Here is a 25,757-nt window from a genome sequence, read left to right as displayed (position 1 = left end):
GTTAGTCGCCTACCTTTTCGGTGATGCTGTCTGCGACGGCCTGGAGCTTGGCGCTGTCGTATTGCGCGCTGTGGTCGCCAAAGTGGATGCTGAAGTCATCGCTGGCATCATAGCGCGGAATCAAATGAATGTGGGAATGGAACACGCTTTGATAGGCGACCTCCCCATTATTGATGAGGATATTCATGCCGGTGATCTTCGGGTCACTGTCGCGAATCGCCCGGGCGATCTTTGGTAGCCGGGCAAAAACTTGAGCAGCCAGCTCGGCATCATAGGCGAAAATATCCGGGACATGCTTTTTCGGCACGACCAGCGTGTGGCCTTTCGTGACCTGGGTGAGATCCAAGAAGGCCTTCACAACATCGTCCTCATAGACCACGGTGCTCGGGATCTCGTTGCTTACGATCTTACAAAATACACAATCCGTCATCACTGATTCCTCTTTCCTATTAAATCTGTGGGCTGGTTTCATGTTATCATAAACTGGACGTAAAAAGCGTTGTCAAAACGAAGAGAACGAGGTATTCAAATGAGCTTAGTGATCAACCATCTCACCGGCGGCTACGGGGCCATGCCGGTGATCAAAAACCTGGACTTTTCCGCCCCAGATGGCGAAGTGACTGCCTTGATCGGCTTGAACGGCGCGGGCAAGTCGACGACGATCAAACATATCATCGGCCTCCTAAAGCCAATGAGCGGCGCGATCACGATCGGCGACAAAACGCTGGCCGACGACCCCGATGCGTATCGGCAGGCGATCGCCTATGTGCCGGAAACGCCGGTCCTGTACCCGGAATTGACGCTCAAGGAACACCTCGAGCTGACCATGATGGCGTATCAGCTCGATCAAGATCAGACCTGGCCAAAGGTGAACGCGATGCTGGAGACGTTCCGGTTGGCCAACAAACTGGACTGGTTCCCGGATAATTTTTCCAAGGGGATGAAGCAGAAGGTCATGATCGTCTGCGCGTTCATGACGGATGCCAAGTTGTTTTTGATCGACGAGCCCTTCACCGGCTTGGATCCGCTGGGCGTCCATGACTTACTCGCCTTGGTCGAGGAAAAACGGGCGGCAGGGGCAGCCATTTTGATGTCGACCCATATTTTGAACACCGCCGAAGAGGTCGCGGATCAATTCGTGCTGCTCAAAGACGGCGGCGTGCGGGCGACTGGCGACTTGACCAGCTTGCAGCGTCAGTTCAACCTGCCGGCAGGGCGGCTGGACGACATTTATTTGGCGATGACGAAAGAGGCCGCGCATGAATAAGCTGTGGAAAACGCGGCTGGCGCGGCACTCAAAAGAACAATTCAAATATCTGCAGCTGGTTTTCAACGACCATTTCGTGTTGGCCCTGATCATCCTGCTGGGCGCGCTCTTGTACGGCTACAGTCAGCTGATCCATGATCTGACGCCCCAATGGTGGTTCACCCCGGCCCTGGCCGCTGTTTTAGCGTTGGTCGTTGGCCTTGGCGATCTGGCCACGCTTGCGGAAGGGGCGGATGCGACATTTCTGTTGCCGCGCACCAGCGATTTTGCCGGCTACCTGTTTCGGGCCCGGCGGTACAGCGCACTTTTGCCACTGGCGACCTTGCTTCTCGCCACGCTGGCGGCCTGGCCACTGCTCGGCGTCTTACATCACGGCGATTGGTTGTCGCTGGGGTTGATTCTGCTTGCGCTGTGGTTGTTCAAGGATGTCGATCTGTGGCTACAATTGCTGGGCAATTACACGTTGCATCTACCAATTTGGCTTTCGCGGGCGGCATTGATCTTGGTCGCCTGGGCCGGATTGATGGCCGGCATCTGGATCCATCCGGTGATCACGACGGCGGTGGCCTTGGCCTGCGACTTATTGCTTCGCTGGCGCATCGGCGATTGGTTCCAGCCGGCCCAGCTCGATTGGCAACTTCTGATCAAGCGCGAGTCGGCGCGAATGGGCCGCATCTATCGCTTCTACAATCTCTTCACCGACGTGCCGGGGATCGGCGGCGGCGTGCATCGCCGCAAATATCTGGATGTCTTCACAAAACTGGTGCCAAAACGCTATGCCAGCAGTTGGGCCTATCTCTACGTGCGCGGATTTCTGCGCCGAACCGAATTTTTTGGCCTGTTTTTGCGCTTAGCGGTGATCGGTGCGGCGATCTTAGCCTTTGTCCAGCAGTGGTGGCTGGCCGGACTCTTCGCCCTGCTTTTCGTCTACCTGGTCGGTTTCCAGCTGTTGCCGTTTTACTTGGCATATGACGAGATCGTTTTCACCCATCTGTATCCGTTGTCGCTCAAGCAAAAAAAGTCCTCGTTTGGCCGGCTGGTGCTGGTCCTATTGCTATTGATGGCGGTGATTTTGGCAGTCGGTGCAGCCCTCAGCGGGGCGTGGCTCAAAGTTGGCGTGGTCCTCGCGGCAGGCGTGGCGCTGGCAGTGGTGTTTGCCTTGTGGTATCTACCGCTGCGGCTGGCAAAATTGGACGCAAGGTAGGCAGGAATTTCGTTTTCGCGGGGCAGCTCTGGGGCATCTAGTCGGCCTGAGCAGTCGATGGCCCAGTGCGCCATCAACCGCTCAGGCCGAACTAGCTGCTCAGACCTAAGCGCCCCGCTCCGCACCTGATAGTAGGGCTCCGGCCCGCATGGTGGAAACATCTAGGCGTCTCATGCACTCGGTGGCAAGGACCGCCACCAAGTACCTGAGCCGACCTAGCTGTTCCACCATCCCGCGGGCCTCCGCACCCTTCCTCAATATTGCCTTGACGGTAGGGCTGGCGGCTTGTAATATTGATTTTAGCTCACAGAAGATCGGTGCGTTGGGATGGGAGTTTTGGCAGATGAATTTTGACTTAGACCCCGGATGGTCGCTAGAGCCAGTTGGCGGCACGACCGGTGGGGCATTTATGGGCGTTTATGCCCACGAGAAATTCTTTTTAAAACGTAATGCGTCCCCATTTTTGGCGGCCTTATCAGTAGAAGGGGTGACCCCGAAGCTGATCTGGACCAAACGCATTTCTACCGGTGATGTTTTAACGGCTCAAGACTGGGTCAATGGCAAAACGATGACGCGCGAGCAAATGTGCTCGCCGATCGTCGCGCAACTTTTAGGCAAGGTCCATAATTCGGTGCTGCTTCGCCGGATGCTTCAAAAAGTCGGTGGTCAAGGCCAGTCGTTGCCTGCGCTGCGCGAGCGTGTGTTGGTGAATTTGGCGCCAACGCTTCGGCAGCACGCGGTGGTCGCACAGGCTGTTGCCGCGCTGATGACGTTGCCGCCGCAACGCGAATTGCGTGTGTGCCACGGGGACCTCAATCATAAGAACTGGCTGCTGTCCGACAGCGGGCGGCTTTATCTGGTCGATTGGGATCAGGCGTCGCTCGGCGATCCCGCTTTTGACTTATCCGTCGTTTTGTTCAATTATGTGCCGCGCGCGCAGTGGCAAGAATGGCTCGACGCGTATGGCACGAAATTGACCGCAGATCTCGCGACCCGCCTGCAATGGTATGGCTTGCTTCATCTGTTGGATGAAACGCAGCGGATGTTTGACGCCCAGCGCTACACAGAAATGAATGCCGCGCTACTCAAGATGCAAGAAGTCCTTGATCAACAAGACTAAAATAAGCACCGGTGCGGACGTCGCACCGGTGCTTTTATGAGGAGAGAAGTAATGCGTTTACGCAACCAACCATGGGCGGCTCCGCTGATCGCGGCGAACCCTGATGAGATCTTAACGCGCCCGGATAACATGCCGGGCAAATGGCAGGAACGTTTTGCCAAAAATCAACCGCTGTATCTTGAAGTCGGGTCGGGGAAGGGTGCCTTTATCACGGAAATGGCGCAGCAACATCCCGACCGGAATTTCCTTGCGCTGGAGATTCAAGAATCCGCGATCGGCTATATTCTGCGCAAACAAGTCGCGCTGAAGCTGCCGAACCTGCAATTGATCTTAGGGGATGGGGCCGATCTCACGACTTATTTTGCCCCAGGCGAGGTCACGGGCGTTTTCCTGAATTTCTCCGATCCCTGGCCGAAAACGCGGCACGAGAAACGCCGCCTGACCTACAAGACATTTTTGGCTCAATACCGCGCGATCTTAAAGGCGGCCGGGGTCTTGCAGTTCAAGACCGACAACCGTGGCCTGTTTGAATATTCGCTGGTCAGCATGAATAATTTCGGCATGCAGTTTGACCTTGTCAGCGTGGACGTGCACAATGATGCGCGGCTGCCTGACAATGTCGAGACGGAATATGAGCACAAGTTCAGTGAAAAAGGTGGCGCTATTTATCAACTGACGGCGCGGTTTACTGATCCAGGCGCTGCCCAGTTGCACTAACTGTAAAATTGATCACGGCACCATCTTCGGTCGTCACACCGCCTTGGTAGGCCGCTTGCCAGATCGTCCCATCGGCATGATCCACGGGGGCCATCTCGATCCAGCCGCCAGTCACCGTATGCGTGGTGGCAACGTCTTGTTTCATCTCTTTGAAGAGCCGGTTTGGCAACAGATGGTGCCAGTAATAGCGCCGCGCGCTTTCGGCAATCACGCCCGCCGCCAGCGGGGCCAGTGCGCCGATCAGCAACCATTGATTTTTTCGCATGAGAATCCTCCGAATATCGCCGCCGTGCGGCAAAAATCAAAACTGGTTTCATTATAACCGGCAGGCAGGGAGAATGCATTGCATCTTCTCCGGAAACGTGTAAAATATACTTATCAAATGTAAGCGAAAGGGATGTTGATCATGGAAAAATTCGATAGCAATGAGGCAATTTTGGAGGCAGCGAAGGCTCCTGGCAAGAAGATGCTGTTCTTCAGTGCTGACTGGTGCCCAGATTGCCAATTCATCAAGCCTGCAATGCCGGCAATCGAAGCGGAGTATCCGGAGTTCTCGTTTATCTATGTCGATCGCGATGACAATATCGAGATCGCCCAAGACATGGGTGTGATGGGCATTCCAAGTTTTATCGCGCTGGAAGATGGCAAGGAGATCGGCCGGTTCGTCAACAAGGACCGGAAGACGAAGGCGGAAGTCGAAGCCTTTATCAATAACTTGCAGCCAGCCGCAATCTGATTTTAACCACTCAGGAGGTCCTATTTTGATCACCAGCATGAACAAGGAAGCGTGGGGCGACACTTTGATCGTCGTGCTTGCGCAAGACAGCGCCGTTGAGACTACCACGCAAAAAGGCGATATTGTCGGCATTTTCGACGAAGCCGGTGCGGCACTTGGCTTCAATTTCTTCAACGTCTCACAATGGCTGCCGGCGCTGACCGGCGATGGCCAGGTGCATCTCAGTGAAGCGGATGTGGCCACCCTCAACCAGGCGCTCGAAGCGGCTGGGTTTGAAGGCGTGTTGCCCGTGAATGAGGCGCCGACGCTGGTCATCGGTAAGATCGTCGCGATCGAAGCACATCCGGATGCGGACCACCTGCACATCACCCAAGTTGACCTTGGCAATGGAAACGTCCGCCAGATCGTTTGCGGGGCGCCCAACGCCGCGTTGAACGAAACAGTCGTCGCAGCGCTGCCAGGCACCATGATGCCGGATGGAAAGATCATCTGGCCGGGTAAATTGCGCGGTGTCGATTCTTACGGCATGTTGTGCGCGGCACGCGAATTGGCGGTGCCAGGCGCACCTGCCGCACGGGGCATCTTGTTGATGCCGGCCAACATTCCGGCCGGGACCCCATACGACCCGATCATTGCCGCTGAAGTGGTGGCCGCAGCAAACTAACAGAAGCGAAGTTCGCGATCCATCTGACTGGATGCGATCATGAGAAGACCTTTTAAGGAACTGAGACAAACAGTTTTGTCTTGGTTCCTTTTTTAGTCGTCCCGGTCTTTCGTTGGCAAGGTGCGCCATCGATCGCCCAGGCCGCACTAGCTGCCCGCCCCTAAACGCGCACCTCCACACCCTTTTTTAGTCGGGTTCCGGTACGCAGGGGTGGGACATCTAGTCGTCCCGGTCGTTCGATGGCAAGGTGCGCCATCGATCGCCCAGGCCGCACTAGCTGCCCGCCCCTAAACGCGCACCTCCACACCCTTTTTTAGTCGGGTTCCGGTGCGCAGGGGTGGGACATCTAGTCGTCCCGGTCGTTCGATGGCAAGGTGCGCCATCGATCGCCCAGGCCGCGCTAGCTGCCCATCCCTAAACGCGCACCTCCGCACCCTTTTTTAGTGTTTCGAGCCGGGGCACGCGGCGTTCTATGGTAAAATAGGTCCATTAGCACAAGAGAGGAAGATCGCAATGGCTCATTATGACGGTCCGGCTTTTGGCCGCAAGCCAATTTCGCCGGCAAAATTTGACGACGCCAACGACGACTACGAATTGCCGCCGCGCCAGCAACACCCGACCGCCCGTCCCCAAAAAGAGCCGGTCGCGAACACAAAACCAGCGGCGCACACGCCAACGACGACTGAGACCACCCAGACTGAGGCCAGGCCTGGCGCGGCATTGGCGCGCACGATGCCAATGAGCGCCTTCACCACGCCGGCCAGTTTGGTCGATCGGGCGCAACGCGTGAAGATCGATTACAGCGCGCTTTTGACTCGACTTGAGCGGCCAGACGACGCCGTATTTTTCCTTGCCACCGAAGCGGACGATGAGGAGGCGGCAGTCGAGTCAGAAATCGTTTCGGTGGAAGTGGTCGCTTCCGATGATGACACGCCTGACGACTCAGCATTGCCGACTGTCGACGAAGTGGCAACAGATCAGGACGAGGCCCTGGTAGACGCGGATTCTGAGGCTGAGGATGCGCGCGGCGCAACTCCTGAGCCAAACCTCGATGCCGAGACAATTTCGGATACCACTTCAGAGTCCCAGACTGATTCAGAAATAGCCGCGGACCAGCTCGATAGCGAGACCGCGGACGTCGAGGAAAATGCTGCTGATTCGGCGGACATGGAAGCGCCAGAAGTTGAGGTCGAGCCAACGAACGAAGCGGCAGATGGCGAACCCGCCATATCGACTGATGAAGCGGAAACCACAGACCTCACCACTTCGATTGATGAAGCGACGCCGGCCTCAGCTGAGGCACAGATCAGCGATGAAGACGCGTCACCTCGCCATTCAGATCAGGATGAGACCGCCCCGGCGCCGACCGGATCTGCGCATACTTATGTGGCGGCGACGTTGACGGAAATGATGGACCAGACTCGGCGGCATCCTGAAAAACGGGCCACGACCACGGCAACGCAGGCGGCTAGCCGTGAAGAACGGTCCTTACTGCCGGATCGCCGCGCGGTCAGTCAAGAGGTCCAAGCATACTTAGCGAAGAAAAAGGCGGCTCCGACGTCGGGCGCGTCAACGACTGAAACGGTCACGGCGCAGCCAACTGCGACCCAATCGTCGTCTGCCGTTCCAGAAACTCCTGTCTCACCGACCGATGTCACCGCACCACAGCCCGTTTTGTCGCACCCGAGCGCAAATGGCCTTGGCGACACTGAAGCACCGGCAACCGCTCAAGCCCAGCCTGCACCATACGAATTTCCATCACTTGACCTGCTCGATCCCGTTGCGACCGGCGACGAGGAGGCGCAGGAGACATGGGCGGTCAATCAAATGGGCCAGCTGGATAAAACACTGGCGGCCTTCAACGTCGACGCGCATGTGGTCGATAAAACAATTGGCCCGACCGTCACCCAATTTCAGGTCGCAGTCGGGCCAGGGGTGAAGGTCAATAAGATCACCAATCTGACGGATGACCTCAAGCGGGCATTGGCCGCACGGGATATTCGAATCGAGGCACCGATTCCGGGCAAAACGACGGTGGGCATTGAGATACCAAACCTCCATCCCCGGCCAGTGATGTTGCGTGAAGTGCTCCAGAGCCCTGTTTTCCAAGACGCACGCTCGCCGTTGACCGTTGCGCTTGGGGTCGACTTGTTCGGCCAGCCGGTGGTCACGGATCTCGGGCGCATGCCGCATGGGCTGATCGCCGGGGCAACCGGATCGGGGAAGTCGGTCTTCATCAACAGCATCCTGACGTCGCTGTTGTATAAGGCCACGCCGCAACAGGTGCGGCTGCTGCTGATCGATCCAAAAGCGGTGGAGTTGGCTGTTTATAATGGTCTGCCGCATTTAGTCTCGCCGGTGATCTCAGATCCAAAAGCCGCCGCGGCTGCGTTGAAGTGGGCGGTCCAGGAAATGGATGACCGCTACAAGAAGCTGGAAGCCGCGCGTGTCCGCAATCTGAAGCAATTCAATGAAAAAGCGGCGGCGCATGGTGATTACGGTCTGCAGCTGCCATATCTCGTGATCGTGATCGATGAGTTGGCCGATCTGATGATGGTCGCGTCCAGCGAAGTGCAGGATTACATTGCACGCATCACGGCCAAGGCGCGGGCGGCCGGCATTCATTTGCTGGTGGCAACGCAGCGGCCAAGCGTCGATGTCATCACGGGCACGATCAAAAACAATATTCCGACCCGTATCGCCTTCATGGTCGCCAGTCAGGTCGATTCGCGCACCATCATCGATACCGCTGGGGCAGAGCGTTTGCTGGGCAAGGGCGATATGCTTTACCTGGGAAGCGGGGCCAGCCAAGCTCGCCGTCTGCAGGGGACCTTCATTGACCAGGCAATCGATGACGTGGTCGGGTTCGTCAAGCAACAAGCGCCAGTCCATTATGATTTTCAGCCGGAAACGTTGCTTCATAAATCGGAAGCCGCTGCGGACCAAGATCCGCTCATGCCGCAAGTGATGGCGTATCTCGTGGATCAACAAGAGGTCTCAACGTCCAAGCTTCAGCGCGTCTTTTCCATTGGCTACAATCATGCGGCCAAACTGATCGATGAACTGGAGCGCCGGCATTTTGTCTCGCCGGCTAACGCTTCAAAGCCGCGGGATGTATACTTGACCCAGGAAGACTTAGCTCGCCTGAGTGATCAATAGAACAGAGAGGAAACATCATGACAGAGGACACGTATTATTTTATTGGTATCAAGGGGTCGGGGATGAGCGCACTGGCGCTGATCTTGCATGATCTTGGCCACACAGTCTTGGGGAGCGACATCACCCAGTACACATTCACCCAACGTGGGCTTGAACAGGCCGGCATTCAGTCGTTGCCATTTGATCCGGACAACCTGAAGCCGGGCTACACCGTGATCTGCGGCAACAGTTTCACCGATGAGCACCCGGAAGTTCTTCGCGCGCATGAACTTGGGCTGACCTTCTATCGCTACCACGAATTCGTTGGCAAATTCATGACGCCATACACCAGCATTGGTGTGGCTGGCGCGCACGGCAAAACCAGCACAACGGGGCTGCTCGCGCATACCTTGTCTGGTATCGCCAAGACCAGTTATCTGATCGGCGATGGCACCGGCAAAGGCGTTCCGGATTCCCAGTTCTTTGTTTTTGAGGCGGATGAATATCGCCGCCATTTCCTCGCGTATCACCCGGATTATACGATCATGACCAACATCGATTATGATCATCCGGATTATTATACCGGCATCGAAGACGTCTACTCCGCATTTCAGACCGAAGCCGATCAGACCCAGAAGGCGATCTTTGCCTGGGGCGATGACAAGTGGCTCCGCAAGCTGTCCGCAAAGGTGCCGATCTATTATTACGGCTTAGATGACCGCGATGATTATGTCGCAAAAAATGTGGTGCGCACCACCACGGGTTCGAGCTTTGACGCGTTCCATCATGGCGAACTCATCGGCCATTTCCACGTGCCGTTGTTCGGTGAGCACAGCGTTTTGAACGCGCTGGCCGTCGTTGCCGTGGCCACAACGGAAAATCTCGACCCAGAATTCATTGCACGCGAGCTGGCCAGTTTTGCCGGCGTCAAGCGCCGTTTCTCGCAAAAAACGGTGGCAGATGCCGTTATCATCGACGATTACGCGCACCATCCGAGCGAGATTCGCGCGACCCTTGATGCCGCCCGCCAGAAGTTCCCGAACAAGCAGATCGTGGCGATCTTCCAGCCACACACTTTTTCCCGGACCATTGCCTACCTGGATGATTTTGCCAAGACCTTGAATGCAGCCGACGCCGTTTACGTGACGCCGATCTTCAGCTCTGCGCGTGAGAAATCGGGTGCGGTCTCGGCGGCGGATCTTGCGGCCAAGATTCCAGAAGGCGGACATGTGATCGAGCTTGAAGACATGTCACCGCTGTTGGATTACAAAAATGCGGTCTTCGTCTTCATGGGCGCCGGGGATGTGCAAAAATACGAGAACGCATTCGCCGATCTTTTGAGCGATCTCAGTCCAAAGTCTAACTGACAAGTCAGCCTGCGTTTCGTATAATAACTTCTATACAAACAAAACGTGTCCCAGAAAGGATCTGATTCAATGGATGAACGTCGAGTGGTGAATGACGACGCGGGCGTTGCGTCGTTCTTTAGCAAGGTTTACACGAAGATGGGTCTCGGCCTTGGGTTGACCGGGCTGTTGTCCTATCTGCTGGCAGTACCGTTTCAGCAGCAGTATCTGACCTTCATTGGCCAGCACCAGATCCTGGCATGGATCTTCCTGTTCTTGCCGTTTATCATGACATTTATGGTCAGCGGCCGGCGCGCACAGCAAAATACGTCCTTTGGTAATCTGATGTTCTACCTCTTCTCCGCCAGTTTTGCCTTCCAGATCAGCCTGGTCCTGATGGTCTATCCGACGATCAACATCTTCGCGGCCTTCGTTGTGACTGCGGTGATCTTCGTCTCCATGTCCCTCGTTGGTCGGTTCGGTCACAAGGACCTCAGCAAAGCCGGCAGCATCGCCTACACCGCGCTGTGGGGCGTGATCGTGATGTCCCTCGTCAACCTGTTCATCGCATCGAGTGGCTTGCAGTGGCTGATCAACTACGCCATCCTCGCGATCTTCATCGTGATGACGGCCTTTGACACCCAGAAGCTCAAGCAAGTCTACCTGACAGCAGGCGGCACTGGCGACGGTCTCATTGCGGAAAACGCCCTTGTGACCCAAGGCGCCTTGATGCTTTACCTCGATTTCCTGAACCTCTTCCTCGTCATCCTCCGCATCTTCGGTGGTGTGAGTCGAGACTAGTAAGCATTTGCGTAAGCACTCACCTGACAAAACGGGTGGGTGCTTTTTTTGATTTATGGCGATGATTCTGAACGACCGGAGCAATGTGCGAAAATTAAATGCAAAGTGGAGGAGCTGTTCTTGTCAGTTTCTGATTGATACTTTGTTGGCTTTATTTGTGTAAAGACCAGGGCAATCGGAGTAGACCAGCGTTGTGAGTTTGATGACATCCTTTGTGACTTCATATGGTGTGTATCTCGAGTGTGCAATATGAGGGTGGGCGGAGGGCAGACATGGCTCAGCCCCCTCGTCGGCGTTGGCGGCCAAGCCGCCTACGCCGAAAGCAAGCTTTGAGACCGCGCACTCTGCGGGCTCAAAGTTGCTTGTCCGCTCTACTACGGTCGCCAGCCATGTCTGCCCGGAGCCCACCCGGGTATTTTTACCATCAACCCTCGCCACTGTTTTCGCCAAACGACCCTGTAAAATCTGGTACAATGGAAACGAGAAAAAGGAGGCCACACATGGCAGACAAGGTGAAATTATTATTGATCGATGGCAATTCAGTCGCGTTCCGCGCATTCTACGCGCTGTACACCCAGATGGACCGCTTCACCAACAGCGAAGGCCTGCACACAAACGCGGTGTTCGCCTTCAATAACATGCTCGACAACATTGTCGCCCAGCAAAAGCCCGACAAGATTCTCGTGGCCTTTGATAAAAGTGGCGGCACATTTCGGACCAAGATGTTCGGCGACTACAAAGGCCAGCGCGATGCGGCGCCGTCAGAGTTGCTCGAGCAGCTGCCCGTGATCAAGGAACTGCTCGACGATCACGGCATGGCCCATTATGAATTACAGGATTACGAAGCGGATGACATTATCGGCACCCTTTCCCGCGAAGCGGAAAAAGCAGGGTGGGAGACCACCATTGTGACGGGCGACCGTGATCTGACACAACTGGCCACGGACCACATCACGGTGCAGGTGACCAAAAAAGGGGTCGCGGAACTTGAGACGTACACGCCGGCGCACATCGAGGACAAATTCGGCCTGACCCCGACCCAGATCATCGATATGAAGGGGCTGATGGGCGACACCTCCGATAATTATCCGGGTGTTAGCAAGGTCGGTGAAAAAACCGCGATCAAGCTGGTCACCCAGTTTGGCAGCATCGAAGACCTCTATGACAATCTGGATCAGCTCAAGCCCAGCAAAATGAAGGAAAACTTGGTGAACGACGAGGCCCAGGCCCGCCTCAGCAAGACCCTTGCGACGATCAAAGTCGACGCGCCGCTCACGATCGGCCTGGACGACCTGCATTATGCCGGCCCGGACATCGAAAAATTGCGTGCGCTATACACCCGGCTGGACATGCGCCAGGCGCTGGCCAAATTGCCGGCCAGCGCGCAGGAAACGGCGGTCCACGAAGCCATTACCTACACAGTGCTCGACGACGCCAATTTGGCCGCGCTGCTGGATGTCGACGAACCGGCCGCATTTGAAGTGGAGATGCTGACGGAAAATTATCATACCGCAGACCCGATCGGCTGGTTCGTTGTCACTGCGGATCAGGCTTTTGTCAGCAGTGATGTCACGCTGTTGACCTTGCCGGCTGTCCAGACCTGGCTGACGAAGGCGAGCCTGTCCGTCTTTGACGGCAAGCGTGATATCGTGGCCGCCGCCCGCCTTGGCGTGACCTTGCCCGCGCTTGCGTTTGATGCGCTGCTGGCGTCTTATTTGCTGAACCCTGATCAAAACGCCAACGACCTCGGCCAGATCGCACAAGATCATGGCGTCAGCGTGCCGTTTGATGAAACTGTCTATGGAAAAGGGGCCAAGCGTCACGTCCCCGACGAAGCGGAGCTGTTCACGCATTTTGTTGAAAAAGGGCGGGCGATCTTAGCCCTGCAGCCGCTGTTGACCACCAAGCTGAAGGAACAGGAAGAGACCCATCTGTTCACCGAGCTGGAAATGCCGCTCGCGCAGGTGCTTGCGCAAATGGAGATCACCGGCATCACGCTTGAGCGGGCGACCCTCAAGGCGATGGGGGACCAGTGGCGCAGCACACAGACAGTCCTGGAGGAAAAGATCTACTCCGAAGCCGGGGTGAAGTTCAATCTAAATTCCCCAAAGCAGCTCGGCGAGGTCCTGTTTGAAAAACTCAACCTGCCTGTGATCAAGAAAACAAAGACGGGCTATTCCACCAGCGTCGAGGTGCTCGAGGAGCTGAAATCGGCCAGCCCGATCATTCAGGACATTCTGGATTACCGGCAAGTCGCCAAACTTTTTTCCACCTATGTCACTGGCTTATTAAATGCGCAGCTGGCGGATGGCAAAATTCACACGCGCTATCTGCAGACCTTAACGCAAACCGGCCGTCTGTCTTCTGTGGATCCCAATCTGCAAAACATTCCGGCACGCGACGAAGGTAAACAGGTCCGCAAGGCGTTCATTCCGTCAAAGCCCGGCTGGCAGATCTTTTCCAGCGATTATTCGCAGATCGAGTTGCGCGTGCTCGCCCATATTTCAGGCGATGCGAACATGCAGGAGGCCTTCAAGGAAGATCGCGACATCCACGCCAATACCGCGATGAAGATCTTTGGCCTGGACTCACCGGATCAGGTCACCCCGGACATGCGCCGGCAAGCCAAGGCGACCAACTTCGGAATCGTGTACGGCATCTCCGATTTTGGCTTGGCCAAGAACATCGGCATCACCCGCAAGCAGGCCAAGGCGTTCATCGATGGCTATTTCGAGCAATACCCACAAGTTCACGACTACATGGAAAAAATGGTGAAGGTCGCCCGCGAGCAGGGGTATGTTGAAACGTTGATGCATCGCCGTCGTTATCTGGGCGATATCCACTCGCGCAATTTCAACCTTCGCAGTTTTGCGGAACGCACGGCCATGAACTCGCCGATTCAAGGAAGCGCCGCGGATATCATCAAAGTGGCGATGATCCGGATGCAGGCGATGCTCGATGACCATCATTTGCAGTCGCGGATGTTACTGCAGGTCCACGATGAGCTGATCTTCGAGGGGCCGGCGGAGGAAATGGCGACGCTGGCCGAGCTCGTGCCCAAGGTGATGGATTCGGCCGTTTCACTGGCGGTGCCACTGAAGGTCGAAAGTCATTACGGTCCGACATGGTTCGACGCAAAATAAATGGGAAGTGGGCCAAATGTCGATCTTGGGTCCGACAGGTAAGTGTCCGCATCACCAGGTCCGTTCTTTGGACCAGGCGATGCGAACCTTAGATGCTCGGACCCGGACATTTGGTCCACGACACTGTTGTCAAAGTGGTGGATTCTACTGAAGTGGGCCAAATGTCGATCTTGGGTCCGAGTTGCAAAAGCTCGGGCCCGGATCATGCGGCCGCTTCTAACATGAGATAAAGGAAGAACAAAATGCCTGAATTACCTGAGGTCGAAAATGTGCGCCGCGGCCTGTCCAAACTGGTCGTGGGCAAGACGGTGACGGCCGTCGATACCAACTGGCCCAAGACTTTGATCGGCGGGCTGGCCACGTTTCGCACCGCGCTGATCGGCCGCACTATCACTGGCGTCGACCGCCGCGGCAAATACTTATTGATCCGGTTTGACCAGGACTTAACGCTGGTGTCTCATCTGCGGATGGAAGGTAAATATCAACTGGCCGCCTCTGCGGGTCAGGAACCGCCGCGCTTCATGCATGTCTGGTTCACGTTCAGCGATGGCTCGCAGATGCGCTACGCCGACATGCGCAAGTTCGGGCGGATGCAGCTGGTGCAGACCGGCACCGAAGAGACGGCTGTGTCTGGCTTGGCGAAAATTGGGCCGGAACCGGATGACCCAAGCTGGACTTCGGCGACTTTTTACGATGCCTTGCACCGGCGGAAAGCCCCAATCAAGTCCGTGCTCCTAGATCAAACGGTGGTCGCCGGCATCGGCAACATCTATGCCGACGAAACGCTGTGGCTCAGCCAGCTCTCGCCGCTTCAGCCCGCCGCGACCCTCAAGCGTGAGGAAGTCGCGCGCCTTCATGACAACATCATCCAGGAGCTGGCCACGGCCACCGAACTCGGCGGCACCACCGTCCATTCGTTTTTGGATGCAGGCGGTCACACCGGGCGGTTCCAGGAACAGCTCCATGTATACGGCCAAGAGGGAACGCCGTGTGCGCGCTGCGGGACGGAGATTCAAAAGACCAAGGTCGGCGAGCGCGGGACCCATTTTTGCCCGCATTGTCAGCCGCTGAGAAAGAGGCAACTGCCATGACTTATTGGCTCGGGCTGACCGGCGGCATTGCGACCGGCAAAAGCACAGTTGCGGCCGTGTTCAAACAGCGCGGCTGCCCCGTGGTCGATGCGGATGTGATCGCGCATCAGGTGATGGCCCCGGGTGAGCCCGTCTTGCAGGAGATCGCGGCGGCGTTTGGCGCGGATGTCCTGACCCCAGACGGCGCGCTGAATCGCAAACGGCTAGGGGCGCTGATCTTCGCTGATTCGGCCAAGCGCCGGCAACTGGATGCCATCGATCAGCCCCACATCCGCGTCGCGTTGAAGCGCGCGCTGGACGAGGCGGCCGCAACCGGCGCCCCGGTGATCGTGGGCGACATTCCGCTGATGTATGAAACGAACTGGGACAAGGCGTTTGACGGCGTAGCGGTGGTGACGCTGCCGGAATCTGTGCAACTCACCCGGCTGATGGCACGCGATGGCCTTTCCGAGGCGGCGGCCCAGGCGCGCATTGAGGCGCAGATGCCACTGCGCGAGAAGGTCGCGCGGGCGGATTTTCTCATCGACAACAGCCGCGGCCAGGCGATTCGCGAGAAGCAAGTCGATGCGCTGCTCAAGGCTGTGACCAAAATGGCGTGATGGCCGCGCTTTTCTTGTGAACTCAAGCTTGGCCGCTTATGCAGCAAAATAAATATGCTATAATGACGTATAAACCCTGGATAAGAAGGTGGCGCCTTGTTATGCCCACATTGTCATCACAATAGTTCGCGCGTCGTTGACTCTCGCCCGACAGATGGTGGTCGCGCGATTCGGCGGCGGCGGGAATGCGAGAATTGCGGCTTCCGCTTCACGACCTTCGAGCGCGTCGAGCAGACGCCGCTGTTGGTGATCAAGAAAAATGGGACCCGCGAAGAGTTCAATCGCGAGAAGATCTTGAAAGGCCTGATTCGAGCAGCGGAAAAGCGGCCCGTCACGATGGAGCAGATGCAAAACATCGTCGAGCAGGTCGAAAACAAGTTGCGGGCGATCGGCGACAACGAAGTCTCCAGTCAAGTCATCGGCGAGTATGTCATGAAGCTGTTGGCTGACGTGGACGACGTGGCGTATATTCGCTTTGCCAGTGTCTATCGCCAGTTCAAAGATATGTCCGTTTTCATGTCCGAACTTCAGGACATGATGAAAAAGGAACAGACTGACCAGAAATAGCGCAAAAGCGCCGGGGGCTTGGCTGCGCGCCAGGCCCTTTATTTTGCGGCCAGCGCCTGCCCGCGGTGGTAGAGCGCCTGCTCGCGTTGCGGCGGGCGACCGCGTTGCCGCAGTTGATTGCGCCAGTCAAAAGAAAGGAGCACGCCGATGAAACGGCCCACCACATTTATGGCCCAAGACGGGTATCTCGTCACCCAGGCCACGTATTTAAGCGACCTGGATCAAGACGTCGCGATCTGTTTGTATCAGCCACTGGTCGGCCCGGCGGCGCTCAGTTTGTATTTGACGCTTTGGCGCGAGGCTAAACAGCCGCAACAATTTTCCAAACGGCCACCCCAGACCCGGTTGCTGGATCTGATCGACGTGGATCTAGATGGCTTATTTGAGGCGCGGGTCAAACTTGAGGCGGTGGGCCTGCTCAAAACGTATTCTACCGTCGATCAGCTCGGCCGCTACTTTGCCTATGAGCTGTATGCCCCGGTTGCGCCGGATCGTTTTTTCGCGGACGACTTGCTGGGGATGCTTTTGTATGACAAGGTCGGGGAGACGCGCTACCTTCAGCTGCAAGGGCAATACGAGTTGCATCCGGTGCGCCGCGACACCTGGCAAGATGTGTCTGCCCAGTTTCTGGATGTCTTTCATCTGACGCACGTGCTTCAGCGGCCGGCGCAATCAGACGGGCCAAAAACGCAGCCGGCTGTCAGCTTGGGCAATGGGGATGGCTATGATTGGGCGTTGCTTGCCGCCATGCTCACGCGAACCGGCGTCGATCAGGGTAGCGTGGATGCCCAGCGCGCGGGCCTCTATCAGGTGGCGAAGTTCTATGGCCTGGATGTGCCGAGCCTGGCGCGACTCTTGCAGCGCGCCGCCGATCCGCTGACCGGCAAGTTCAAGTTGAAGGCTGTGCAAAATTTTGCGGAACAGGAGTTTTCCACCGGCCAGGCCAATTTCCGGCCTGCGGAAAATGCGGCCGCGGCGCAGAATCAAGTCCAGGCAGCCGCCCAGCCACAGGCGGGCGGTGCCACTCAAACACAGTCAGGGACAGCCGCCCAGACGCAGACGCAGCCCCGGCCGGCCACCACATACACGCCGGTCGAAACGGCGCTCCTCAAGCAGGCACGCGACTTGCCGGTGCGCGAGTTCATGGAACAGCGCAAGAAGCAAAAAGGGCCGAGCATGTTTGTCTCGCGCGATGAAGAATGGGCGGTGCGCGACCTCAGCCGGCGCCATGTGTTTGACGATGCGACGCTGAATGTCCTGATCGACTTGATCTATCAGACCAACGACACGATCAATGAAAAATACCTGAATAAGGTGGCCAATGAATGGGCGAAGGCCGGGGTCAGCTCACCCGATGCGGCGCTGGCCTATCTTAAAACGGCGGCCGCCAACCCGACGACAGCTTCGCAGTCGCGCACCCGCCGAAACAGCGGGCGCCCGAGTCGACAAGAGGCAGTGCCGGATTGGTTGAAGGATGATTACCAGGCGCAAGGGGATGCGTTGACCCCGGCCCAACAAGCTGAGCTCGATGCGCGGCTCGCGCGGATCAAACAGACGGATAAGAAAGGCGGCAACCAGCAATGAATCTGACAAATGTACGCGACCAGATCGCCGCGATCATGGACCAACGCCAACTGACCGGCAGATATGCCGAGCTGGTCAAACAGGCAGTCGCAGATCCGTCGGTGCAGGCCTGGCTGACGGCGCACAAGGATGAATTGGCGGACGATGCGGTAACTCGCGGCGCGGCCAAGATCTACGAATATGTGACCGCCCGCGATGGCAAAGGCGAGGACCAGGCGTTGCCAAATTCCGGCTACATGCCTCAGCTCGTCGTGTCCAACCGGCTGATCGACATCATGTATGAGCCGACGCCGGCCAAGATCGCGGCTGCCCAGGTGGCACATCAGGCGTCGCTCATCACCTCGGTCAACATGCCCAAGGCGATTCGCACCGCGGCGCTTGAAGACTATGATCGAACCGGCCGGGCCGCGGCGCTGTTAGCGGCGACCCGCTTTACCGACGCGATGGACGAGGCCCCGCAGGCGTTTCACCGCGGCCTGTATCTGACCGGTCCGTTTGGCGTGGGCAAGACTTATCTTTTGGGTGCGATTGCCAATCATCTCGCCGACCGGGGCATTGCCTCGACCATGGTGCATTTTCCAAGTTTTGCCCTTGAGATCAAAAACGCGATCAATGATCACACCACCGAGGACAAGCTCGACCGGCTGAAAAAGGTGCCTGTTTTGATGCTCGATGACATCGGCGCCGAGTCCTATAGCGCTTGGATGCGCGATGAGGTGCTTGGGGTGCTGCTGCAGTACCGGATGCAAGAGGAATTGCCAACGCTTTTCACCTCCAACAAGACCATGGCTGAACTCACCGATTTCTTGTCGGGCAAGGAAGCCGGGAAGGACCTGGAAGAGGTCCGCGCGCGTCGCATCATGGCGCGCATTCGGTTTTTGGCTGATGAGATTCATGTCGGCGGGCAAGACCGGCGAAACGGGCCGCGATGAAGCCTGATCGCACGCCCATTTTTCGCCGAGCCGAAAACTTTTTTCAAACTCGCGCTTGCGCCGTTTTGCTGGCTGTGGTTTAATCAGGGTATCAAAGACGAAAGTTAAAGGATCATGTTTCACCAGAGAGCCCCGGCCGTGGCTGAAAGCCGAGCAAGACCTGATCCGCACCGCTTTCCGAGTGTGCCAGCAATGGCCCAGTGCTCAGGTTACGAGCATAGAGTGGAAAGCAGTGCTTTCAAGTCGGGTGGAACCGCGAGAGATCGTCCCGGGTATCGGTAAAGATATCCGAGGCGTTTTTTTATGGTCAAGTGTTCGAAAATGGACACAGCTTTCAAATTTAAACAAAGGGAGTTTTTACAATGTCGATCAAGCTCACATTTCCAGATAACAGCGTCAAGGAATACGATGACGGCGTGACCGTTGAGGCGGTGGCCAAGGCCATCAGCACCTCGCTGGCGAAAAAAGCCGTCGCGGGCAAATTCAACGGCGCATTCGTCGGCCTTCAAGACAGCCTGACAGCAGACGGCGCCATCGAGATCATTACCAAAGACAGCGAAGACGGCCTTAACGTTCTGCGGCAAACCGCGGCGTTTGTGCTGGCTGCTGCGATCAAGGACCTGCATCCAGAAGTGCGGCTCGGCGAAGGCCAGGCAGATGAGGATGGCTTTTTCTACGACACCGACCGCGATGATGGCCAGCTGACGATCGATCAATTGCCGGCGATCGAAGCCAAAATGGCGGCGATCGTCAAGGAAGCCCCGACAATCGAAAAAGCGTCTCTGACCAAGGCTGAGGCGAAGCAGCTGTTTGCAAACGACCCATACAAGCTCGAGCTGATCGATGCGATCGAAGGCGACACGGTGGAAGGCTTTAAGCTGGGCGACTTTTTCGACTTTGAAGAAGCAGTTCTGTTGCCAAGTCTGAAGGACCTCAAGCATTTCAAGTTGTTGTCCGTTGCCGGCGCATACTGGCAGGGCAAATCCAGCAATCCAATGCTCCAGCGGATCTACGCGACGGCTTACTACAAGGAAGCCGACCTTGAAGCAGACGCCAAGCGCCGCGAAGAGGCTAAGGAGCGTGACCACCGTGTGATCGGGCGCGACCAGGATCTGTTTTTCGTTGATCCAAACGTCGGCGCCGGCCTGCCATACTGGATGCCAAATGGCGCCACCATTCGCCGCGTGATCGAGCGCTACATCATCGACAAGGAGCTCGCGGACGGCTATGAGCACGTCTACACCCCAGTGCTGATGAACCTGAGCGCGTATAAGACATCCGGCCACTGGGAACACTACCGCGAAGACATGTTCCCGCCGATGGACATGGGCGATGGCGAGATGCTGGAATTGCGGCCGATGAACTGCCCGAGCCACATCCAGATCTACAAGCACCACATTCGCTCGTATCGCGAATTGCCACTGCGCATTGCCGAACTCGGCATGATGCATCGTTATGAAAAATCCGGCGCGCTTTCCGGGCTTCAGCGCGTCCGCGAAATGACCTTGAACGATGGCCACACGTTTGTCGCCCTTGACCAAGTGCAGGAGGAATTCAAAAAGATCTTGCGCCTGATCATGGCGGTGTATGAAGACTTCAATATTTCCGATTACAGTTTCCGTCTTTCCTACCGCGATCCGAAGAATACCGAAAAGTATTTTGACGATGAGGAAATGTGGACGCGTAGCCAAAGCATGTTGAAGGCCGCCATGGATGACCTTGGCCTGGACTATTACGAAGCAGAAGGCGAGGCTGCGTTCTACGGCCCGAAGCTTGACATCCAGACCAAAACGGCGCTGGGCAACGACGAAACGATGTCCACCATTCAGCTGGACTTCATGCTGCCGGAGCGCTTCGGCTTGACCTATGTCGGCGCGGATGGCCAGGAACATCGCCCAGTCATGATTCACCGCGGAATCGTCGGCACCATGGAGCGCTTCATCGCGTATCTGACCGAGATCTACAAGGGGGCTTTCCCAACCTGGCTCGCCCCAACGCAGGTCGTGATCGTGCCGGTCAACCTCGACGCGCACATGGCCTATGCCAAGCAGCTCAAGGAAGAAATGCTCAAGAAGGGCTTCCGCGTTGAGCTCGACAGCCGTAACGAAAAGATGAACTACAAGATCCGCGACTCGCAGACCCGTAAGATTCCATTCACGATCGTTGTCGGGGAAGAGGAATTGAACGCCGCGACTGTCTCCGTTCGTAAGTTTGGCCAAAGCAAGGCGGAAGAAATGCCGGCCAACATGTTTATGGATTCCGTCCAAGCTGAGATCAATAACTTCAGCCGCGATGGCAAACACAAGCGTGGCGAAGGCAGCCAGCTCGCTGACTAACAACTAAAATTGTCTGTCTTGAACCGCCGCAAAGCGTGATCGCGTTGTGGCGGTTTTTGCTGCCAGTTAAAAAACAGTCCCGAGACATTTTCCCTGGTGGTTGAAAACAGCTCGAATGATTAAAAAACGGCGTTGCCCCATTTTGCAGGGTAACGCCGTTGTGTTTCTTCTATTATACATATAGGACATCTGGTAGCTATGTGAGTCGCAGTTATCTGCGCCGCTGCTTGGATGCCCGCATGACCTGTTTCATCTGTTTGCGACTGCCAAAGATCTGGTCGATCTTCGCGCGCTCCCGGGCCCGTCCGCGCAACGCCACATTCACGGCTTGCTCTTGTTGCAGGCGGCGGAAACTGGCCAGGCGCTCAGGGTCAAGCGTCTCCGCTGCGATCGCCGCCTGCACCGCGCATCCGGGTTCTTGCTGATGCGTGCAATCATTGAACCGGCAATGCGCGGCCAGGTCCGTGATATCCGCAAAAGTCGTTTCCGTGTCGGCGTCAAGCAGCGACAGCGCCCGCATGCCCGGCGTGTCGATCACGATGCCGCCGCTGGGTAGAAGCAAGAGGTCGCGACTTGTGGTGGTGTGGCGACCATGCGCATCATTTTCGCGAATCGCGCCAGTCGCCAAGCGGTCTTCACCAAGGAGCCGGTTGATCAGCGTGGTTTTCCCCACCCCTGATGATCCAAGGAAGGCCACTGTTTTGCCTGGATCGATCAAGGCAGCCAGCGCTGCGATGCCATCCGTGCGAGTCGCGTCGCAAAATACGACAGCCGCCTCGCCGCTAAGGGCACGGACGGCGCTCAGTTGGCCAGTGAGGTCGGGCGCCTTGTCCGCTTTGGTCAAAACGATCGCCGGCATTGCGCCACTCGCATTGGCCACGGCCAAATAGCGCTCCATGCGGCGCAGGTTGAAATTCTCATCCAGCGCCATGCACAGCATCAGCGTGTCCACATTGGCTGCGACCACCTGTTCTGTGCCGCTACGCCCGGCCGCCACGCGACTGAAAACGCTGGTGCGCGGCAGGAGTCGTTCGATGATCGCCACATCGCCAGCAGTTGGCGTGCCGCGAAGCAGGACCCAGTCGCCGACCGCGGGAAAATCTTCCGGCCCGGCCGCCATATTCGCAAGCCGGCCAGCCACTTCGGCGCGCACCGACCCGGTTTCCACGACAGCGGTATACAACGTGCGGTCCTGCGTGGTGATGCGCGCAAGAGTGAGCCCGGCCGGCTGCTGGGCCGCGCGGGCTGGGGTGAGACCATATTCAGTTAATGTCAATTTCGTGTGTTCCTCCTACTAGATCTGGAGGGCTGCTAGAAGGCGCTTCCCTCCACCGACGGGCCAACGCCCATCACAATGCTCAACTTATTTGTCATAGCATGCACACATCCTTTCCGAAGTCGCCGCGACGTCTGCGCGGCTGTTGTCGCCAGTATAGCATGGTTAATTATAAAATTAATAGTGCCAGCCGGTTTTTCCACTTGCCATTTCCACAGAGCGGCCCGCAATTTTCTGCCCGCACGCTGGCCCCGTTATGATAGACTGGTTTCTTGTGGAGGCGGAAAATGTTGATCGCGCTTTGGGGTTCCTGGCTTCTTTTGTATCTGATCGCAAGGGTGGTCGGCGCCTTGATCACCACGGCGATCATTCTTTTGGCTGCGGTGCTCCCCGGTGATCGCGAGACACGCTTCCAGCGGTTAGCCGCAAAAAATGGGCGCGGGTTAATGACCATTTTGGCAGTCGCATTGGTGTTGGCGCTGGTGGCCACAGGGTTTATCGCCGCGGCCTGGTTCCGCGCCATCCATTTTTACCCAGTCTGGATCGCGGTGTTTGGAGCGGTCGGCATCTGCGCGCTGACCTGGGGGATGCGCTTTTTCCACAGCCGGCAGGACATGATCGACCAGCTGTCGCATTGGAATGATGATGGGGAAGAATGACCCGAGTATTTGAGGCAAAATGAAAGTGCGAATGCCTCCCACAAAGAATCTTGACGCTGGCTGATTTTTCCCGTATACTATTCAAGTTGAGAAAACAAGCAGAAGTTCCCGCTTCTCGCCCACGTGCTTTGCACCGCTAGGCTCATATGTACGGTATATACATACGGCGGGGACCTTTATATGGTCTTCGCCGTATTCTGTTAACGGGCAGATGGCCCCGTTTTCTCGAAATTTATTCGGAGGTGAATTGCCATAGCACGAGATATGATGGTCAATGATGGGATTCGTTCACGCGAAGTACGCCTGATCTCTTCGACCGGCGAACAGCTTGGCGTCAAGGAAACCCGCGAAGCCCTGCAGCTGGCGCAGGATGCAAACTTGGACCTGGTCCTGGTTTCTCCGACCGCGAAGCCGCCTGTCGCTCGCATCATGGATTACGGCAAGTTCCGCTTCGAGCTGCAAAAAAAGCAGCGTGAAGCACGCAAGAAACAGAAAACCATCAGCATCAAAGAAATTCGCCTGTCTCCGACCATCGGTGAAGCGGATTTCAACACGCGCCTCAAAAACGCGACCAAGTTCCTTGAAAAAGGGGACAAGGTAAAGGTCTCCGTCCGTTTCCGCGGACGTGCGATCACCCATAAGGACTTGGGGCAAAAAGTTCTGGAACAGATGGCGACAGCCGTAAAAGACATCGCCAACGTTGAGGCTCGTCCGAAGATGGATGGCCGGAGCATGTTCATGATGCTCGCACCAAAACCTGACACCAACGCAAAAAAGTGATCAGGGAAGAAGTTTAGGAGGAAGATCGTTATGCCAAAATTCAAGACACACCGTGCATCTGCAAAGCGTTTCAAGAAAACTGCTAGTGGTGCGCTGAAGCGCGGTCACGCGTACACCAGCCACCGTTTCCACGGCAAGACTAAGAAGCAGCGTCGTCAGCTTCGCAAGTCCGCACTGGTATCCCATTCCGATATGAAGCGGATCCGCCAGATGCTCAGCCAGATGAAGTAATTGCCTGCCAGTGCAGGACGCATCTGAAAACGAGCGTCGCACCGCAGAACGTATTCGTATTTATTAGAGGAGGAATTTCCTATGCCACGTGTTAAAGGTGGAACTGTTACTCGTAAGCGTCGTAAGAAGGTCTTGAAGCTCGCCAAGGGTTATCGTGGGGCCAAGCATCTGTTGTTCAAGGCAGCCAATGCCCAGGTCATGGTATCCTATCGTTACGCATTCCGCGACCGTCGCGCGACCAAGCGCAACTTCCGCAGCCTGTGGATCGCACGGATCAACGCCGCAGCCCGTATGAACGACATTTCTTACAGCAAGTTGATGCACGGTCTGAAAGTGGCCAACATCGACATGAACCGTAAGATGCTTGCCGACATCGCGATCGCCGATCCAGAGGGCTTCACCGCTCTGGCAGACGCCGCAAAGAAAGCTTTGGCATAACAGATCGATAACCGTCCTTTCGGGGGCGGTTTTTTATTTGCCTTTTTTGCGGAAAAAGGTGTGAGGTTGTGTGCGGTGTGGCGAGTCCGGCCGCCCGTGGGATTGGTATTGTGCGGGTGTGATGGCATCACATTATTTTTTTGGAGCCGAATCGGGGCGTGCGGTGACGCCGCGTACCCCGGGTATGCGGCGTTAGGTTTTTTGGGCATAGAATGTGATATCCGTATACCCGGAGTACGCGGGGTAAAACTGGCGCGGTTGGTGGTGCTCAGTCTGGCAATCTCTGAGATTGCGAGTAGCAATGATTTTCTCGTCTGAGAGCAAGTTTGTGGTCTCTGAGATTGCCGGTCTTAACACTTGGGGGCGATATCAAGTTTTGTGATGGCATCACACTAATGTAGCAGTGACGAGAGGGGGCGGCGACTTGGTGTGATGGCATCACATTATTTTCGGGGGAAATCCGAGAGGCGTGCAACTCCGCAAACTCCGGGTATGCGGAGTTGTGTTTTTGAGGCCCACAATGTGCTATCCGCATACCCGGAGTACGCGCAGGGAAAACTGCGCGGTAGACGGTGACCTGCCTGACGATCTCTGAGATCGCAACTATCAATGATTTTCGCTTCTAAGAGCAAATTTGCGATCTCTGAGATCGTGGGTCTTGGAACGCCCTCCAGATGAACGGTGACCTGGTGTGATGGCATCACATTATTTTCGGGGGAAATCCGAGGGGCGTGCAACTCTGCGAACTCCGGGTATGCGGAGTTGTGTTTTTGGGGCATACAATGTGATATCCGCATACCCGGAGTACACACAAGGAAAACTGGCGCGGTAGGTGGTGCTCTGTTTCGCGTTCTCTGAGATCGCGGCCGCATGCCCCTTGGAGCTCGGTACCAAGTTGTGTGATGGCATCACACCAATATATCGGTGATGAGGGGCGCTAGGCGAATTGGTGTGATGGTATCCCATTATTTGTCCGAGGAAATTAGAGGGCGTATGCAACTCTGCGTACCCCGAGTATGTGGAGTTATGTTTTGACTGGTCAAAGCACGATATTTGCATACCCCGGGTACGCGCAAAAACCTTGTACGGCAAACAGGGCCTTGTCTGGGGTTCTCTAAGAATACGAAG

Annotated in this window: 23 protein-coding genes; 20 read left to right on the top strand and 3 right to left on the bottom strand. The window is 56.4% G+C overall.

Annotation, left to right across the window (positions count from 1 at the left end; all coding sequences use genetic code 11):
- Window position 1: 1 nt before the first annotated feature.
- Window positions 2–430 (bottom strand): HIT family protein, encoded by a 429-nt coding sequence (locus JUE67_RS01905; protein ID WP_203628054.1) that lies wholly within the window; start codon window positions 428–430, stop codon window positions 2–4.
- Between the two features lie 99 nt (window positions 431–529).
- Between JUE67_RS01905 and JUE67_RS01900 the strand changes: the two genes are divergently transcribed.
- The 4 genes from JUE67_RS01900 (at window position 530) to trmB (ending at window position 4,308) form a co-directional block, all read left to right on the top strand.
- Complete coding sequence (locus JUE67_RS01900; RefSeq protein WP_203628056.1) at window positions 530–1,267, top strand: ABC transporter ATP-binding protein; 738 nt, start codon at window positions 530–532, stop codon at window positions 1,265–1,267.
- Entirely contained in the window at window positions 1,260–2,471 is a 1,212-nt protein-coding gene (locus JUE67_RS01895; RefSeq protein WP_203628058.1) for an ABC transporter permease, read from the top strand. Before JUE67_RS01900 ends, JUE67_RS01895 begins: the two co-directional genes overlap by 8 nt.
- 343 nt (window positions 2,472–2,814) lie before the next feature.
- Window positions 2,815–3,591 (top strand): phosphotransferase family protein, encoded by a 777-nt coding sequence (locus JUE67_RS01890; protein WP_203628060.1) that lies wholly within the window; start codon window positions 2,815–2,817, stop codon window positions 3,589–3,591.
- Window positions 3,592–3,642: 51 nt separating this feature from the next.
- On the top strand, window positions 3,643–4,308 hold the full coding sequence (trmB, locus tag JUE67_RS01885) for a tRNA (guanosine(46)-N7)-methyltransferase TrmB (protein WP_203628062.1): 666 nt from the start codon (window positions 3,643–3,645) through the stop codon (window positions 4,306–4,308).
- On the opposite strand, the gene JUE67_RS01880 is transcribed toward trmB, so the two are convergent.
- Entirely contained in the window at window positions 4,277–4,573 is a 297-nt protein-coding gene (locus JUE67_RS01880; RefSeq protein ID WP_203628064.1) for a hypothetical protein, read from the bottom strand. The genes trmB and JUE67_RS01880 overlap by 32 nt on opposite strands.
- Before the next feature lie 141 nt (window positions 4,574–4,714).
- On the opposite strand from JUE67_RS01880, the gene JUE67_RS01875 reads away from it, so the two are divergent.
- The 12 genes from JUE67_RS01875 to thrS all read left to right on the top strand — a co-directional run bounded on the left by JUE67_RS01875 (window position 4,715) and on the right by thrS (window position 21,245).
- Entirely contained in the window at window positions 4,715–5,044 is a 330-nt protein-coding gene (locus JUE67_RS01875; RefSeq protein ID WP_125696051.1) for a thioredoxin family protein, read from the top strand.
- A 22-nt stretch (window positions 5,045–5,066) separates the two neighbouring features.
- Window positions 5,067–5,708, top strand: coding sequence for a YtpR family tRNA-binding protein (gene ytpR / locus JUE67_RS01870; protein WP_203628066.1), 642 nt, complete (start codon window positions 5,067–5,069; stop codon window positions 5,706–5,708).
- Window positions 5,709–6,221: 513 nt separating this feature from the next.
- Window positions 6,222–8,867 (top strand): DNA translocase FtsK, encoded by a 2,646-nt coding sequence (locus JUE67_RS01865; protein WP_203636943.1) that lies wholly within the window; start codon window positions 6,222–6,224, stop codon window positions 8,865–8,867.
- Between the two features lie 17 nt (window positions 8,868–8,884).
- Window positions 8,885–10,213 (top strand): UDP-N-acetylmuramate--L-alanine ligase, encoded by a 1,329-nt coding sequence (murC, locus tag JUE67_RS01860; protein ID WP_125696049.1) that lies wholly within the window; start codon window positions 8,885–8,887, stop codon window positions 10,211–10,213.
- Window positions 10,214–10,282: 69 nt separating this feature from the next.
- Entirely contained in the window at window positions 10,283–10,993 is a 711-nt protein-coding gene (locus JUE67_RS01855) for a Bax inhibitor-1/YccA family protein (RefSeq protein WP_203628077.1), read from the top strand.
- A 500-nt stretch (window positions 10,994–11,493) separates the two neighbouring features.
- The gene (gene polA / locus JUE67_RS01850) at window positions 11,494–14,136 is read left to right on the top strand and encodes a DNA polymerase I (RefSeq protein ID WP_203628079.1); all 2,643 of its coding nucleotides are present in this window, start codon (window positions 11,494–11,496) and stop codon (window positions 14,134–14,136) included.
- A gap of 242 nt (window positions 14,137–14,378) precedes the next feature.
- Complete coding sequence (gene mutM / locus JUE67_RS01845) at window positions 14,379–15,227, top strand: DNA-formamidopyrimidine glycosylase (RefSeq protein ID WP_203628081.1); 849 nt, start codon at window positions 14,379–14,381, stop codon at window positions 15,225–15,227.
- Window positions 15,224–15,826 carry a dephospho-CoA kinase gene (coaE, locus tag JUE67_RS01840; RefSeq protein ID WP_203628083.1) on the top strand — a complete coding sequence of 201 codons (603 nt, stop codon included), beginning with the start codon at window positions 15,224–15,226 and terminating at the stop codon, window positions 15,824–15,826. The genes mutM and coaE overlap by 4 nt, the downstream gene beginning before the upstream one ends.
- A gap of 96 nt (window positions 15,827–15,922) precedes the next feature.
- Window positions 15,923–16,393 (top strand): transcriptional regulator NrdR, encoded by a 471-nt coding sequence (nrdR, locus tag JUE67_RS01835; RefSeq protein WP_125696044.1) that lies wholly within the window; start codon window positions 15,923–15,925, stop codon window positions 16,391–16,393.
- Between the two features lie 147 nt (window positions 16,394–16,540).
- Window positions 16,541–17,977, top strand: coding sequence for a DnaD domain protein (locus tag JUE67_RS01830; RefSeq protein WP_203628089.1), 1,437 nt, complete (start codon window positions 16,541–16,543; stop codon window positions 17,975–17,977).
- Window positions 17,978–17,979: 2 nt separating this feature from the next.
- Window positions 17,980–18,909, top strand: coding sequence for a primosomal protein DnaI (gene dnaI, locus JUE67_RS01825; RefSeq protein ID WP_203628124.1), 930 nt, complete (start codon window positions 17,980–17,982; stop codon window positions 18,907–18,909).
- A gap of 362 nt (window positions 18,910–19,271) precedes the next feature.
- Window positions 19,272–21,245, top strand: a complete 1,974-nt coding sequence (thrS, locus tag JUE67_RS01820; RefSeq protein WP_203636942.1) for a threonine--tRNA ligase — start codon at window positions 19,272–19,274, stop codon at window positions 21,243–21,245.
- A 211-nt stretch (window positions 21,246–21,456) separates the two neighbouring features.
- Here the strand turns inward: thrS and rsgA are convergent, their stop codons facing one another.
- Window positions 21,457–22,521 (bottom strand): ribosome small subunit-dependent GTPase A, encoded by a 1,065-nt coding sequence (rsgA, locus tag JUE67_RS01815; RefSeq protein ID WP_203628091.1) that lies wholly within the window; start codon window positions 22,519–22,521, stop codon window positions 21,457–21,459.
- 287 nt (window positions 22,522–22,808) lie between these two features.
- Here rsgA and JUE67_RS01810 point away from each other — a divergent pair, with 287 nt between their 5' ends.
- From JUE67_RS01810 to rplT, 4 genes are all read left to right on the top strand, one after another.
- On the top strand, window positions 22,809–23,180 hold the full coding sequence (locus JUE67_RS01810; RefSeq protein WP_203628092.1) for a hypothetical protein: 372 nt from the start codon (window positions 22,809–22,811) through the stop codon (window positions 23,178–23,180).
- A 246-nt stretch (window positions 23,181–23,426) separates the two neighbouring features.
- Window positions 23,427–23,960, top strand: coding sequence for a translation initiation factor IF-3 (gene infC / locus JUE67_RS01805; protein ID WP_203628125.1), 534 nt, complete (start codon window positions 23,427–23,429; stop codon window positions 23,958–23,960).
- 30 nt (window positions 23,961–23,990) lie between these two features.
- Entirely contained in the window at window positions 23,991–24,191 is a 201-nt protein-coding gene (gene rpmI, locus JUE67_RS01800; protein ID WP_003565872.1) for a 50S ribosomal protein L35, read from the top strand.
- Window positions 24,192–24,272: 81 nt separating this feature from the next.
- On the top strand, window positions 24,273–24,629 hold the full coding sequence (rplT, locus tag JUE67_RS01795; protein WP_125696038.1) for a 50S ribosomal protein L20: 357 nt from the start codon (window positions 24,273–24,275) through the stop codon (window positions 24,627–24,629).
- Window positions 24,630–25,757: the final 1,128 nt, after the last annotated feature.

The organism is Lacticaseibacillus mingshuiensis (genome assembly GCF_016861785.1).
Taxonomy (GTDB): domain Bacteria; phylum Bacillota; class Bacilli; order Lactobacillales; family Lactobacillaceae; genus Lacticaseibacillus; species Lacticaseibacillus mingshuiensis.
The sequence above is the reverse complement of the archived record's forward strand: the minus strand, read 5'-3'. Positions and strand labels throughout refer to the sequence as shown.